Here is a 14,595-nt window from a genome sequence, read left to right on the forward strand (position 1 = left end):
GGTGTTTCGAATCGCCGGACACCCGCAGGCGAAACCAAGTCGAGACCAAGATGCGAGGGGACTGTCATGCAACCCGGAGGCGACATGTCGGCGCTGCTGGCCCAGGCGCAGCAGATGCAGCAGAAGTTGATGGAAGCCCAACAACAGCTCGCCAACGCCGAGATCCACGGGCAGGCCGGCGGCGGGTTGGTCAACGTGACGGTGAAGGGCAGCGGCGAGGTGGTCGCGGTGCGGATCGATCCCCAGGTCGTCGACCCCGCCGACGTCGAGACGCTGCAGGACCTGATCGTCGGCGCCATGGCCGACGCCTCCAAGCAGGTCACCCGCATGGCGCAGGAACGGCTGGGCGCGCTGGCCGGCGGTTTGGGCGGGCCGCCCCCCGGCCAGCCTCCGGCCCCGGCGCCGGAGCTCTAGATCCTCCGCCGACATGTTTGAAGGACCCGTCCAGGATTTGATCGACGAGCTCGGCAAGCTGCCGGGCATCGGGCCCAAGAGCGCGCAACGCATCGCCTTCCACCTGCTGTCCGTCGAACCGCCGGACATCGACCGGCTGACCGCGGCGCTGGGGAAGGTCCGCGACGGTGTGCGGTTCTGCGCGGTGTGCGGCAACGTCTCCGACAACGAGCGTTGTCGGATCTGCTCGGACCCCCGCCGCGACGGCTCGCTGGTGTGCGTCGTCGAGGAGCCCAAGGACGTCCAGGCCGTCGAGCGCACCCGCGAGTTCCGCGGCCGCTACCACGTGCTGGGCGGTGCGCTGGATCCGCTCTCCGGGGTCGGGCCTGACCAGCTGCGGATCCGCGAGCTGCTGAGCCGGATCGGGGAGCGGGTGGACGATGTGGACATCGCCGAGGTGATCATTGCCACCGATCCCAACACCGAGGGCGAGGCGACCGCCACCTACCTGGTGCGGATGCTGCGCGATATCCCCGGCTTGACCGTGACACGGATCGCCTCCGGGCTACCGATGGGCGGCGACCTGGAGTTCGCCGACGAGCTGACGCTGGGCCGCGCCCTCGCCGGGCGCCGGGCGATGGTCTGAGGCCGCTCAGTACTTGATCAGTCGGAACGGCCGAGTGACGGTCGAGCCTGGACCTCCACACCCGTCCGACGTGGTCGTCCGGCCCTCACCGGCAAGTGACACGGCGTCGAAGCTGTAGTCGACGGTTGCCGGGACCGAGGCTCCGTTCGCGCACGGCGCCTGCGTCGCGCCGCTGTGGGTCCAGCGTCCGTTCGCGAGGTCGAACTCCCAGCTGATGACGAACGTCCCGCCGTCCTGCGAGGTCGCCAGGGTGCAGTCCGACCCGCACGGGGCGAACAGCCAATTGGTCGACTTGTCGCTGTCGGTATAGAGCACGGTGTACCGACCGCTCGGCACCTCCGGGGCGGCGTGCGCGGGCACCGGCGTAATCAATGCGGCTGCGACGAGCAGGGCGCCGCCGCCCGCCCACCCCGGCCGGCTGCTTCTCGCGATGTCTTTCCCCACGTCAGCGCACCGCCAATCGCTCCCGGCGCAACAACTCCACCTCTGGCAGGTTCAACGGCGCCAGCTCACCCACCACCTTGCTCAGCAGCAGGTCGGCCAGCTCGGGATTGCGGGCCAGGCACGGCCCGTGCATGTAGGTGGCGACCACGCTGCCCTGCACCGCGCCGTCGTAGCCGTCGCCCGCCCGGTTGCCCGCGCCCTTGGTCACTGCCCCCAGCGGCGACGCGGCGGGGCCGAGCACGGTGCCGCCCCGGTGGTTCTCGAAACCGGTGAGCCGCTGGGTCAGCCCGGGCAGCAGCGGCTTGCTGACCAGCTCGCCGATGGTGCGGGCCTGCTGCGGCGACGTGACGGCGTCGAGCAGGCCGACGCCGTCGACCCGTTCACCCGCCGACGTCTCGTACCACTGCCCCAGCACCTGCACGGCGGCGCAGATCGCCAGCACGGGCGCCCCCCGCTCCGCGGCGCGCTGCAGCCCCGGATGCTTGATCAGGTGCTTGGTGGCCAGCCGCTGCGCGTAGTCCTCCGCCCCGCCCAGGGTGTAGAGGTCCAGCGACTCCGGCACCGGGTCGGCCAGCGTGATCTCGACGATGTCGGCGGCGATGCCCCGCAGCCGCAGCCGCTGGCGCAGCACCAGCGCGTTGCCGCCGTCGCCGTAGGTGCCCATCACGTCGGGCAGCACCAGCCCGATGCGCACGGTCGAGTCAGCCATGGCGCGCCAATGCCCGTTGCAGCTGGAGGAACGCGGTGTAGTTGGCGACGACCTCGACCCGCCCCGGCGGGCAGGACGCGACGGCCGCCAGGGTGTCGTGCACCAGGGTGTGGTCCACGCCGGCGTATCCCAGGCGCACCGCGAGGTCGGTGCCCCGCTCGCCGGCGGCGACCACCCGGGTCTTCTCGCGCTGCCGTTCCTCGCCGGATTCGCCTCGTGACGCACGAGGCCCACCAGCGAGATGCTCGAAGCGCACGTCCCACAGCCAGGACAGGTCCTCGCCGTCGGGGACCTGGCCGTTCACCGCGATGACCACGCCGGCCGCCTGCTTGTCGACCATCGACAGCGCCTCCTGCCAGCCGGCGGGGTTCTTGGCCAGCAGGATGCGCACCTCGTGGTCACCGATGCGGACGGTCCGGTAGCGCCCGGCGACCTCGTCGACCCGGCTGACGGCCGCGACGGCCTTGGCGGGGTCCGCGCCCAGCGCCACGGCCGCGGCGACGGCCTGCGCGGCGTTGCCGCGGTTGACCGCGCCCGGCAGCGCCAGCCGCATCGGCAGGGCCCGCCCGTCGGGCCCGTACAGCTTCTCGTCGTCGAACCACCACTGGGGGCTGGGCCGCTTGAAGTCCGCTCCGGTGGAAAACCAGTGGCCTCCCTTTATTGAGGGGTCGCGGACGATGACCTCGCCGCTGCGCGGGCAGCTGACTGAATCGTTCGCCCACGAGCCGCCCGCGGCCACCCACACCACGTTCGGGCTGTCGTAGGCCGCCGACGTCATGAGCACGTCGTCGCAGTTGGCGACGACGACCGCCGTCGGGTGCCGCGCCAACCCGGCCCGCAGCGTGCGCTCGATGACATTGATCTCGCCGACGCGGTCCAACTGGTCGCGCGACAGGTTGAGCAGCACGACGACCGCGGGCTCGACGGCATCCGACACGTGCGGCACGTGCATCTCGTCGACTTCCAGGGCCGCCAGCGGTGCCTCGCGGTTGGCGGCCAGCGCCGCGACCAGGCCGGCGTCCATGTTGGCGCCCTCGGCGTTGGTGGCCACCGGCCCCAGCGTGCCCAGCGCCGCCGCGGTCATCCGGGTGGTCGTCGACTTGCCGTTGGTGCCGGTGACGACGACGGTGCGCCGTCCGGCCGCGAGCTGGCGCAGCACCGATCGGTCCAGGGTCATGGCGATCAGCCCGCCGATCATCGCCCCGGCCCCGCGTCCGGTCACCCGCGACGCCCAGCGCGCGCTCGCTCCCGCGGCGAGGGCGAGACGTGCGCGGGTGGTGATCACCCGGGCAGATTACCGGCCGACACGATGTGCAGCGACCAGGCGATGTCGGTCGGACGTGCCATCCTCAACTCATGAACGGCATGTCCTGGGGTCGGCCGGCCAGCGAGCCGGTCGGGGGCTGGGCCGTCATCGACGTCGAGACGTCGGGCTTCCGGCCGGGGCAGGCGCGGGTCATCAGCCTGGCGGTGCTCGGCCTCGACTCCGACGGTCGCGTCGAGCAGTCCGTCGTCAGCCTGCTCAACCCCGGCGTGGACCCGGGTCCCACCCACGTGCACGGCCTGACCGCCGCCATGCTGGAAGACCAGCCGCAGTTCGCCGACGTCGTCGACGACGTCATCAAGGTGCTGGACGGCCGCACGCTGGTGGCCCACAACGTCGCGTTCGACTACGCGTTCCTGGCCGCCGAAGCCGAGCTCGCCGAGGCCGAATTGCCCATCGACTCGGTGATGTGCACGGTCGAGCTCGCGCGGCGGTTGGACCTCGGCATCGACAACCTGCGGTTGGAGACGCTGGCGGCGCACTGGGGCGTGACCCAGGAACGGCCGCACGACGCCTTCGACGACGCGCTGGTGCTGACCGGTGTGCTGGCCTCGGCGCTCGAGCGGGCGCGTGAACGCGACATCTGGCTGCCCGTGCGTCCGGTGACCCGGCGCCGGTGGCCGAACGGCCGCGTCACCCACGACGAGCTGCGCCCGTTGAAGGTGCTGGCATCCCGGATGCCCTGCCCGTATCTCAACCCCGGCCATTACGTGTGCGGCAGGCCGCTGGTGCAGGGCATGCGGGTGGCGCTGGCGGCCGAGGTGGGGCGCACCCACGAGGAGCTCGTGGAGCGGATCCTGCATGCCGGGTTGGCCTACAGCGACGCGGTCGACGGGGAGACCTCGCTGGTGGTCTGCAACCACCCCGCCCCGGACCAGGGCAAGGGCTATCTGGCTCGGCAGTTGGGCATCCCGGTGCTCTCCGACGCCGAGTTCCTGGACTGCATCCGTGCCGTCGTCGGCGGTACCAGCATGGAGGAATTCACCGACACCACCGCGGTGGATCAGCAGCTCGCGCTGTTCTGACCGCCCAGGCCGGATGGTGCCGACGCCCGGCGCCGGCGCCGCGCTTGCGATCGGCGTTAGCGCGACGCGCGGTTGACCGCCGACACGACCGCCCGCAGTGATGCGGTGGTGATCGACGGCGCGATGCCGACGCCCCACACCGTGCGGCCGTTGACCGACGCCTCCACGTACGCGGCGGCCTGCGCGTCGTCGCCGGCGCTCATCGCGTGCTCGGAGTAGTCCAGGACCGCGACGTCGAACCCCACGTCGCCCAGCGCGTGGACGAACGCCGCCAGCGGGCCGTTGCCGGCGCCGCTGATCTCGGACTCCACGCCGTTGACCTTCACGGTCGCCGCGATCGTGGTGTTGCCGCTGTCCTCCTCCGACGCCTCGACCCGCTGCTTCATCCGCTCCAGCGGCCACACCGGCGCCAGGTACTCGTCGTAGAAGGCGTCCCACATCTCCTTCGGCGAGACCTCGCCGCCCTCGCCCTCGGTGATCTTCTGGACCACCTGGGAGAACTCGATCTGCAGCCGCCGGGGCAGCGCCAGGCCGTGGTCGGACTTCATGATGTAGGCCACCCCGCCCTTGCCGGACTGCGAGTTGACCCGGATCACCGCCTCGTAGGTGCGCCCGACGTCCTTGGGGTCGATCGGCAGGTAGGGCACCTGCCAGAGCATGTCGTCGACGTCGGTGTCCGCCGCGTCCGCGTCGATCTTCATCTGGTCCAGGCCCTTGTTGATGGCGTCCTGGTGGCTGCCGGAGAAGGCGGTGTAGACCAGGTCCCCGCCGTAGGGGTGACGCTCGTGCACCGGCAGCTGGTTGCAGTACTCCACGGTGCGGCGGATCTCGTCGATGTTGGAGAAGTCGATCTGCGGGTCCACGCCGCGGGAGAACAGGTTGAGCCCCAACGTCACCAGGCACACGTTGCCGGTGCGCTCGCCGTTGCCGAATAGGCAGCCCTCGATCCGGTCGGCGCCCGCCTGGTATCCCAATTCGGCTGCGGCGACAGCGGTTCCGCGGTCGTTGTGCGGATGCAGGCTCAAGATGACGGAGTCGCGACGCGCCAGGTTGCGGCTCATCCACTCGATCGAGTCGGCATAGACGTTGGGAGTGGCCATCTCGACCGTGGCGGGCAGGTTGAAGATGATCGGGTTTTCCGGGGTCGGCGCGATGATCTCGCCGACGGCGTCGCACACCTGCCTGGCGTACTCGAGCTCGGTGCCGGTGTAGGACTCCGGCGAATATTCGAAACGCCATTGTGTGCCAGGGTATTTGGCGGCCTCCTCGACGCACTTGCGGGCGCCTTCGGTGGCGATCGCCTGCACCGCGGCCCGGTCGGCGCGAAACACCACGCGGCGCTGCAGGATTGACGTCGAGTTGTAGAAGTGCACAATGGCCCGCGGAGCGCCGTCGCACGCCGCGAACGTGCGCTCGATGAGTTCGGGACGGCACTGGGTCAGCACCTGGATGGTGACGTCGTCGGGGATGGCGCCGTCGGTGATGATCTCGCGCACGAAATCGAAGTCGGTCTGGCTGGCCGAGGGGAATCCGACCTCGATCTCCTTGTAACCCATGCGCACCAGCAGGTCGAACATGCGGCGCTTGCGGGTCGGGCTCATCGGGTCGATCAGCGCCTGGTTGCCGTCGCGCAGGTCCACCGCGCACCACAGCGGCGCGCGGTCGATGACCCGGTCGGGCCAGGTGCGGTCGGGCAGCCGGATGGGCCCGACCTCTTCGGCGAAGGACCGGTACCGGTTGACCGGCATCGCCGAGCCCCGCTGAGGATTCCAGGCGGGCTGGCCCGGCCGCGGCGGTCCCGCGGGTTTGGTGATGTTTCGCGCCGAGGTGTAGGCGTCGGGGTTGGAAGTCACGGTGTTTGCTCCGGGGGTGTCAGAAGGAACCTCAGACCGGCGCATCGCGAACACCCGCGACGGGAGGCCGGTCTGGATCAGACCCCGTCGCGGCGTCCGAGGAGGAGCACCCGCTGCACGTCGGCAACTCTACCGCTTTTGGCGCTCGGGTAAAAATTGCGCGGAAGCTGGCTGGGAATCCCCGGCGCCGAATGTGCGACGACGGCTTTGCGGGTGCATCCGGGGCGGGCGAATCGCGAAAGCCCCGCCCCGAACTCACACACCGGGCCCCCAGCTCACACTCGATTCAAGCGGTACCCGCAGACAGCGCCAAAAACCCGGATGGGCAGGCACGTATTCTGTTGTGGACTTAACGCGCAATCAGCGCAGAGACTCAGAAGACAGGAAGACCAACAGTGGCGCTCGTCGTGCAAAAGTACGGCGGATCCTCGGTGGCCGACGCCGATCGGATCCGCCGCGTCGCCGAGCGCATCGTCGCGACCAAGAAGCAGGGCAACGACGTCGTCGTGGTGGTCTCCGCGATGGGCGACACCACCGACGACCTGATGGATCTGGCCCAGCAGGTGTGCCCGGCCCCGCCGCCGCGCGAACTCGACATGCTGCTGACCGCCGGCGAGCGCATCTCCAACGCTCTGGTGGCCATGGCGATCGAGTCGCTGGGCGCGCAGGCGCGCTCGTTCACCGGCTCGCAGGCCGGCGTGATCACCACCGGCACGCACGGCAACGCCAAGATCATCGAGGTCACTCCGGGCCGGCTGCAGGAGGCGCTCGAGGAGGGGCGCATCGTGCTGGTCGCCGGGTTCCAGGGCGTCAGCCAGGACACCCGCGACGTCACCACGCTGGGCCGCGGTGGCTCGGACACCACCGCCGTGGCGCTGGCCGCCGCACTGCACGCCGACGTCTGCGAGATCTACACCGACGTGGACGGCATCTTCACCGCGGACCCGCGGATCGTGCACAACGCGCGCCGACTGGACACCGTGACCTTCGAGGAGATGCTCGAAATGGCGGCGTGCGGCGCCAAGGTGCTGATGCTGCGCTGCGTGGAATACGCCCGCCGCTACAACATCCCGGTGCACGTCCGCTCGTCGTACTCGGACAAGCCGGGCACCGTCGTCGTCGGATCGATCAAGGACAAGCCAATGGAAGACCCCATCCTGACCGGAGTCGCGCACGACCGCAGCGAGGCGAAGGTGACCGTCGTCGGCATCCCCGACATCCCCGGCTACGCGGCGCGCGTCTTCCGGGCCGTCGCCGACGCCGAGGTCAACATCGACATGGTGCTGCAGAACGTCTCCAAGATCGAGGACGGCAAGACCGACATCACCTTCACCTGCTCGCGGGACAGCGGGCCCACGGCGGTGGCCAAGCTGGATGCGCTCAAGGACGAGATCGGGTTCAGCCAGCTGCTCTACGACGACCACATCGGCAAGGTGTCGCTGATCGGCGCGGGCATGCGCAGCCACCCCGGCGTCACCGCGACCTTCTGTGAAGCCCTGGCCGAGGTCGGCGTCAACATCGAGCTGATCTCCACCTCCGAGATCCGCATCTCGGTGCTGTGCCGCGACACCGAACTAGACAAGGCCGTCGTGGCGCTGCACGAGGCGTTCGGGCTCGGCGGCGACGAGTCGGCGACGGTGTACGCGGGGACGGGCAGGTAGATGGTTGCGATAGGCGTGGTGGGCGCCACCGGCCAGGTGGGCCAGGTGATGCGCAGATTGCTCGACGAGCGGGACTTCCCCGCCACGTCGGTGCGGTTCTTCGCGTCCTCCCGCTCCCGGGGGCGCAAGCTCGAGTTCCGCGGTCAGGAGATCGAGGTCGAGGACGCGGCGACGGCGGACCCGGCCGGGCTGGACATCGCGTTGTTCTCCGCCGGCAAGACCATGTCGCTGGTGCAGGCGCCGCGGTTCGCCGCGGCCGGGGTGACGGTGATCGACAATTCGTCGGCGTGGCGCAAGGACCCCGACGTGCCGTTGGTGGTGTCCGAGGTGAACTTCGAGCGGGACGCGCACCGCAGACCCAAGGGCATCATCGCCAACCCGAACTGCACCACGATGGCCGCCATGCCGGTGCTCAAGGTGCTGCACGACGAGGCCGGGCTGACTCGGCTGGTGGTTTCGAGCTATCAGGCGGTGTCGGGCAGCGGTCTGGCCGGGGTCGAGGAGCTGGCCACGCAGGCACGCGCGGTCATCGACGACGCCGAGCGGTTGGTGCACGACGGCTCCGCGGTCGCCTTCCCCGCGCCCACGACGTATGTGGCGCCGATCGCGTTCAACGTGGTGCCGCTGGCCGGCTCGCTGGTGGACGACGGCTCCGGCGAGACCGACGAGGACCAGAAGCTGCGGCACGAGAGCCGCAAGATCCTCGGCATCCCGGAGCTGGCGGTGAGCGGTACGTGTGTGCGGGTGCCGGTGTTCACCGGGCACTCGCTGTCGATCAACGCCGAATTCGCCCGGCCGCTGTCGCCCGAACGCGCCCGCGAACTGCTCGACGGCGCGCCCGGGGTCAAGGTGGTCGACGTGCCGACCCCGTTGGCGGCCGCCGGCGTCGACGAGTCGCTGGTCGGCCGCATCCGGCGCGACCCGGGCGTGCCCGACGGGCGCGGCCTGGCCCTGTTCGTGTCCGGGGACAATCTGCGCAAGGGGGCGGCGCTGAACACCATCCAGATCGCCGAGCTGCTGGCCGCCCAGCTGTGATCCGCGGGTGAGCACCGCGCCTGCCCGACTGGTCGCGCGGTGCTCGCTTGCACTGACTCTGCTTGCGCCGCAATGGTGTTGGCTTGCCCGCGCCGACCCGCCGGCGCCGGCCCCCGAGCCCATCGTGGGTCCGCTGGCCCCCGGTCAGGTGTTGCGGATCGGCCCCACGGCCGGCACCGGCACCCCCACCGGGGACTACGGCATCGGCGCCACGGACCTGTGTGAGTTCGTCGAGTTCCCCACCGAACTGTTGCAGGTGTGCGGCGACAGCTTCGCCGGCCAGGGGGTGGGGTTCGGCGGCTGGTACGCCCCGGTGGCGCTGCACGTGGACACCGCGTCCGTCGACGACCCGGCCGGCGTGCGCTACACCGGCGTCACCGGGATCAGCCATCCGCTGCTGGCCGACCCGGCCCCGCCGGGCGCCTCGCAGCTGCCCGCCGGGGTGGTGCAGATCAACCGGCGCAACTACGTGATGGTGACGACGACGAAGAACCTGGAGCCGCAAAGCTCACGGCTGGTGACGGCCGAGCCGGCGCGGGCCGGGTGGCAGACCATCGCCGGATCGCGGCGACCCGCCTCCTATCAGGGCGGTTCGCAGACCCAGATCAGCGGCTACTACGACCCGATCCCCACCCCGGACTCGCCCACCGGGTGGGTGTACATCGTGGCGGACAGCTTCACCCGCCGCGACCCCGTCCTGCTGTATCGGGCCACCCCGCAGGCGTTCACCGACCGGTCCCGATGGCAGGGCTGGGCGGCCGGCCCGCACGGCGGCTGGGGCAGGCCGCCCACCCCGCTGTGGCCGGACGCCGTCGGCGAGTTGTGCATCCGGCAGATCGACGGCAAGGCCGTGCTGTCGTATTTCAACTCGGTCACCGGCAACATGGAGGTCCGCGTCGCCGACGACCCGACCGGGCTGGGCGACGCGCCGGTGACCACGGTGGTGCAGCACGACGAGTGGCCGGATCCCGCGGAGAGCCTGCCGCCGCCCTACGACAACCGGCTCGCCCAACCGTACGGCGGGTACATCTCGCCCGGCTCCACCCTCGACGAGCTGCGAATCTTCGTGAGCCAGTGGGACACTCGGGCCCGGGTCGCGGCGCCCTACCGGGTCATCCAGTTCGCGGTGAACCCGTTCAAACCGTGATCCTGCCGACCCGACGAACCGGCGCCCGCTCGCCGCGGCCTTGTCAGAGCACCACTTCCGAAGGCGCCGCCCCCGCCTGGCCGCCGGCAGCCGGTGGCGCGGTGGGGGCGGCGCCGGAAGCCTGATCGCCCGCGGCGGCGCCGTCGACGAGTGTCGCCTGGTCCTGCGTTTCCTCGTCGTCCTTCTTGTCGTCGTCCTTCTTTTCCGCGTCCGCTTGCGGGTCGATCGCGGTGGTGTCCGAGGCCAGTGAAGCCGGCATCGAGCCGCCGCCCTGCGCGAAGCCCTGGATGCCCTGCATGATGCCCTGCACCCCCTGCGTAGCGCCCTGCATCCCTTCGGAAAAGCCCTGCATACCCTGCGAAATGTTGCCCGCAAGCTGACCGATCTGCGCGGGGGTGGGCGTCCCGCCGCCCGGGGTGGGCGTCCCGCCGCCCGGGGTGGGCTTCGGTTCCGGCTTGGGACTCGCGTCGGGATCATCCGGGTTGGGATTTTCCGCGTTGGGATCGCCCGGGTTGGGCTTTGGCGTTTTGTCGGGCGGCTTGATGACCGTCGCCTTGGGAGGCGTATCCGGGGTGAGCGCCTTCAACGGCAAGTTCGCATACTGAACGTAATACTTCAGCGCCGATTCCGAGGTTGCCTGCAGCTTCTCATACCATTGAATGGTGACGGTCACGTAGTACTGATTGTTGGATTCCATGTAGCGCCTGTACCAATAATCGCACTGCGATATTTCATAGGACGTGGGGTGCGCGCCATCAAGGGCGTGCTGGTTGTTGTACCCGGTGGTGGCGGTGGCCTTCTTGTGCACGTCGACGACCCTGTTGGCCTGCTGCGCGAGGTCACCGCACAATTTCGCCATCGAGTAGATCCACTCCTTTTGCCGCTGGAAATTCTGCTCGACCTGCGCCGTCGCCTCACCCTCCCAGCTATTGAAGAGCCGGAACCGATTGGTTTGCTCCCGAAGCGCCCGTTGGAACGACTCCCATTCCTGCGCAAACGCCCTGAATGCGGTTCCCTGGTCACCGGACTCGATGTCCGCCGCCGCCCGTCTGACTTCGTAATAGGGGTATTCGAACGGCGCCGCCGCGGCCGCGGGTGGGGGTGGTGACCACGGCTCCTCCTCCGCGACCACTTGCACCGGCGCCATGGCCGCGGCGGAAGAGCCGTCGGTCAGGATCTTGTCGATGTCCTCCGCGGCCCCGGTGTCGACCTCTTCATAGGCCTTTGCCGCGTTCCTCAGCGATTTCGCCAGACTCTTCCATTCCCGTTCGCACCCTTTGAGGTACATCCGAAACGTGTCGGCGGTGAATGCGAGTCGTGCAGCGGTATCGTGAATGAACGAAAGGTTGCAGGGGCCTTGCGGATTGGTGGACGGGACGGTTGGCAGCGGTTGCTCGAGTTCTTCAGCGCGCGCGATGAGTTCCTGATATTCGACGTTCAGCGTCTGCGTCATATCGGCTCAATCTCCTTGTGCTGCAGCGACCCTGGCCGGCTGGGTCATGTCCTGGGGAGCGCCTTCGGCAGCCGGTGACGCCGGGGTGCTTGCTCTCCGCCTTGCCTGACGGCGGCCAAATACATTGCACCCACCGACCGTTCCTCTCGTCGTGCCGGTCACGCGAGCGGTGCAGTGGCGCGCCGGCCGCTACCACGTGCCATCCTAAGTCACCGACGGGGGGCTGGTACGCGCCGATTTCTACGGATTGCGAATCGGCCCGGGTTTGATCCATTCGGCCCGGCGAAGCCGAGCGGTGGGCCCCTTGCGCTCATAGCTGCTACATAAGGAGCGCATAGCCGCAACTGGTGTTAACGGCTTCATCATTTGTCTCATGAGTGAAACATCCGAAACCCCCATCGCGCGGTCCTCCACCGCCACCGCACCGGCCGCCGCGGAAGCCGCGGCGGCATACCGGGCCCCGCGGGTCTTCCAACTCGCCGCGTGGGTCGCCATCGTCGCCGGGATCGTGTTCATCGTCGCGGTCGTGTTCTTCACCGGCTTCATCCTCGGCCACCGCGGCGGCCATCACGGCGGCCACCACCACAAGCACCACGCGGCGTTCATGCACCCGCACCGCATGGGCGGTCCGGGCGGCCCGGGTGCCGGCGGACCGGCCGGCATCCAGCAGGGCGGGCCCGCGTCGGCGACCCCCGGCGCCCCCGGGCCCAGCCAGATCCCGTCGTCGGTCGCCCCGGGCCGGTAGTCCAACCCTTCACCGAACAACCAGCAGCCCGGTGCTCGGCAGAGCACCGGGCTGCCCGTCGTTCAGTCAGCGCCGGCTCCGGATTCACAGCAAGTTTGTGGTCCCGAACCTGTTACGGCCGCCGCGCCCCTGGGCATGATTCAAGGCATGAGCGAGACACCCGAACCGCCGCCGCCCCCGCCGACCGCCGCACCCGTGCCACCCCCGCCGCCGCGCCCCGAGCGGGTGAAGCCCCCGCGGCTCTACACGGCCGCCGCATGGGTGGTCATCGTCGCCGGAATCGTCTTCATCATCTCCACCGTGTTCTTCGCCGGTGCCTTTTTGTTCGGTCACTACCACCACTGCCACTACCACCACGGCCAGATGTTCACGCCTGGTGGCGGCCCGGGCGGACCCGGCCCGGGCAACGGCCCGTGGGGGCCCGGTCCCGGTACCGGCCCGTGGGGCCCCGGTCCCGGCCCCGGGCCGTGGGGGTCCGGCGGTCCCGGCCCTGGCGGCCCGTGGAATTCCGGCGGCCCGGCGCTGATCGTCCCGATGCCGCCCGGTGGCCCGGGTGGACCCGGCGGCCCCGGGGGCGGTCCCGGCGTGAGCGGCCCCGGTGGGCCGTCGGCAAGCCCGACGCCGAGCACGCCCGCGCCGCGCCCGTAACACCCCATGAGCGCGTCAGCCCAGCAATCGAGGAGATAGCGACATGACGGAGCGTTTCACCACCACTGACGCCGGCATCGCTGCACCCAGCGACGACCAGTCGTTGACCGTCGGCCCCGACGGCCCCATCCTGCTGCAGGACCACTATCTGATCGAGCAGATGGCCCAGTTCAACCGGGAACGCATCCCGGAGCGGCAGCCGCACGCCAAGGGCGGCGGCGCCTTCGGCACCTTCGAGGTCACCAACGACGTCAGCCAATACACCAGGGCCGCGGTCTTCCAGCCCGGCACCAAGACGGACATGCTTGCCCGGTTCTCCACCGTCGCCGGCGAGCGCGGCAGCCCGGACACCTGGCGTGACCCCCGCGGCTTCGCGCTGAAGTTCTACACCAGCGAGGGCAACTTCGACCTGGTCGGCAACAACACGCCGGTCTTCTTCATGCGGGACCCGCTGAAGTTCCAGCACTTCATCCGGTCGCAAAAGCGCATGCAGGCCACGAACCTGCGCGACCACAACATGCAGTGGGACTTCTGGACGCTCTCACCGGAGTCGGCGCACCAGGTGACCTGGCTGATGGGTGACCGCGGTATTCCCAAGACGTGGCGGCACATGAACGGCTACAGCAGTCACACTTACAGCTGGATCAACGCCGCGGGCGAGATCTTCTGGGTGAAGTACCACTTCATCACCGAGCAGGGCATCGACTTCCTGACCCAGGAGGACGCCGACCGGCTGGCCGGCGAGGACGGCGACTACCACCAGCGCGACCTCTACGAGGCGATCGAGCGCGGCGACCACCCGAGCTGGACGCTGAAGATGCAGATCATGCCGTACGAGGAGGCCAAGAGCTACCGGTTCAACCCGTTCGACCTGACCAAGGTGTGGCCGCACGCCGACTACCCGTTGATCGACGTCGGCAAGATGACGCTGAACCGCAACGTCACCGACTATCACACCGAGATCGAGCAGGCGGCCTTCGAGCCGAACAACACCGTGCCCGGCACCGGGCTGAGCCCCGACAAGATGTTGCAGGCCCGCGGGTTCTCCTACTCTGACGCGCACCGCGCCCGGCTGGGGACCAACTACCGGCAGATCCCGGTCAACGAGCCAAAGGTCGAGGTGAACAGCTACTCCAAGGACGGGGCGATGCGGGTGAAGAACGCCTCCGACCCCGTCTATGCGCCGAACTCCTACGGTGGCCCGCACGCCGACCCGGCCCGCGCCGCCGAGGTGCGCTGGCACGCCGACGGCGACATGGTCCGCGCCGCGTACACGCTGCACCCCGAGGACGACGACTGGGGCCAGGCCGGCACCATGGTCCGCGAGGTTCTCGACGACGCGGCCCGGGACCGCTTGGCGCACAACATCATTGGACATGTCTCGAAGGGCGTGAAGGAGCCGGTGCTGTCGCGGGTGTTCGAGTACTGGCGCAACGTCGACCCCGACCTCGCCAAGTTGGTCGAGGAGGGCGTCCGGGCCAACGGGGGCTGACCGCCCGGCCGCGTGCCTGG

General features: G+C 69.7%; 14 protein-coding genes. 9 read left to right on the forward strand and 5 right to left on the reverse strand.

What is annotated here, in order from left to right:
• The first annotated feature begins 66 nt into the window (after positions 1–66).
• Positions 67–414 (forward strand): YbaB/EbfC family nucleoid-associated protein, encoded by a 348-nt coding sequence (locus AWC03_RS14320; RefSeq protein ID WP_085241284.1) that lies wholly within the window; start codon positions 67–69, stop codon positions 412–414.
• A 13-nt stretch (positions 415–427) separates the two neighbouring features.
• On the forward strand, positions 428–1,039 hold the full coding sequence (recR, locus tag AWC03_RS14325; protein ID WP_085241286.1) for a recombination mediator RecR: 612 nt from the start codon (positions 428–430) through the stop codon (positions 1,037–1,039).
• Between the two features lie 6 nt (positions 1,040–1,045).
• Here recR and AWC03_RS14330 read toward each other — a convergent pair whose 3' ends face one another.
• The 3 genes from AWC03_RS14330 to AWC03_RS14340 are packed head-to-tail and all read right to left on the reverse strand — an operon-like array spanning position 1,046 to position 3,477.
• Positions 1,046–1,483, reverse strand: coding sequence for a hypothetical protein (locus AWC03_RS14330; RefSeq protein WP_085241287.1), 438 nt, complete (start codon positions 1,481–1,483; stop codon positions 1,046–1,048).
• A gap of 1 nt (position 1,484) precedes the next feature.
• Complete coding sequence (locus AWC03_RS14335; RefSeq protein WP_085241288.1) at positions 1,485–2,192, reverse strand: type 1 glutamine amidotransferase; 708 nt, start codon at positions 2,190–2,192, stop codon at positions 1,485–1,487.
• Complete coding sequence (locus tag AWC03_RS14340; protein ID WP_085241289.1) at positions 2,185–3,477, reverse strand: Mur ligase family protein; 1,293 nt, start codon at positions 3,475–3,477, stop codon at positions 2,185–2,187. The genes AWC03_RS14335 and AWC03_RS14340 overlap by 8 nt, the downstream gene beginning before the upstream one ends.
• Positions 3,478–3,548: 71 nt before the next feature.
• Between AWC03_RS14340 and AWC03_RS14345 the strand changes: the two genes are divergently transcribed.
• On the forward strand, positions 3,549–4,541 hold the full coding sequence (locus AWC03_RS14345; RefSeq protein ID WP_085241291.1) for a DEDDh family exonuclease: 993 nt from the start codon (positions 3,549–3,551) through the stop codon (positions 4,539–4,541).
• Between the two features lie 56 nt (positions 4,542–4,597).
• On the opposite strand, the gene leuA is transcribed toward AWC03_RS14345, so the two are convergent.
• Entirely contained in the window at positions 4,598–6,439 is a 1,842-nt protein-coding gene (gene leuA, locus AWC03_RS14350; RefSeq protein WP_167542637.1) for a 2-isopropylmalate synthase, read from the reverse strand.
• A 350-nt stretch (positions 6,440–6,789) separates the two neighbouring features.
• Between leuA and AWC03_RS14355 the strand changes: the two genes are divergently transcribed.
• The 3 genes from AWC03_RS14355 to AWC03_RS14365 are packed head-to-tail and all read left to right on the forward strand — an operon-like array spanning position 6,790 to position 10,237.
• Positions 6,790–8,055: an aspartate kinase gene (locus tag AWC03_RS14355; protein WP_085241294.1), complete on the forward strand. Its 1,266-nt coding sequence runs from the start codon at positions 6,790–6,792 to the stop codon at positions 8,053–8,055.
• Positions 8,056–9,090, forward strand: coding sequence for an aspartate-semialdehyde dehydrogenase (locus AWC03_RS14360; RefSeq protein WP_085241296.1), 1,035 nt, complete (start codon positions 8,056–8,058; stop codon positions 9,088–9,090).
• A gap of 7 nt (positions 9,091–9,097) precedes the next feature.
• Complete coding sequence (locus AWC03_RS14365; protein WP_085241298.1) at positions 9,098–10,237, forward strand: DUF4185 domain-containing protein; 1,140 nt, start codon at positions 9,098–9,100, stop codon at positions 10,235–10,237.
• A 43-nt stretch (positions 10,238–10,280) separates the two neighbouring features.
• Here AWC03_RS14365 and AWC03_RS14370 read toward each other — a convergent pair whose 3' ends face one another.
• Positions 10,281–11,690, reverse strand: coding sequence for a PPE domain-containing protein (locus AWC03_RS14370; RefSeq protein ID WP_085241300.1), 1,410 nt, complete (start codon positions 11,688–11,690; stop codon positions 10,281–10,283).
• Between the two features lie 373 nt (positions 11,691–12,063).
• On the opposite strand from AWC03_RS14370, the gene AWC03_RS14375 reads away from it, so the two are divergent.
• From AWC03_RS14375 to AWC03_RS14385, 3 genes are all read left to right on the forward strand, one after another.
• Positions 12,064–12,435 (forward strand): hypothetical protein, encoded by a 372-nt coding sequence (locus AWC03_RS14375; protein ID WP_085241301.1) that lies wholly within the window; start codon positions 12,064–12,066, stop codon positions 12,433–12,435.
• A gap of 147 nt (positions 12,436–12,582) precedes the next feature.
• Entirely contained in the window at positions 12,583–13,083 is a 501-nt protein-coding gene (locus AWC03_RS14380) for a hypothetical protein (protein WP_085241303.1), read from the forward strand.
• A gap of 43 nt (positions 13,084–13,126) precedes the next feature.
• Complete coding sequence (locus AWC03_RS14385; protein WP_085241305.1) at positions 13,127–14,575, forward strand: catalase; 1,449 nt, start codon at positions 13,127–13,129, stop codon at positions 14,573–14,575.
• Positions 14,576–14,595 lie beyond the last annotated feature (20 nt).

Source organism: Mycobacterium europaeum, from assembly GCF_002102155.1.
GTDB classification, from domain to species: Bacteria; Actinomycetota; Actinomycetes; order Mycobacteriales; family Mycobacteriaceae; genus Mycobacterium; species Mycobacterium europaeum.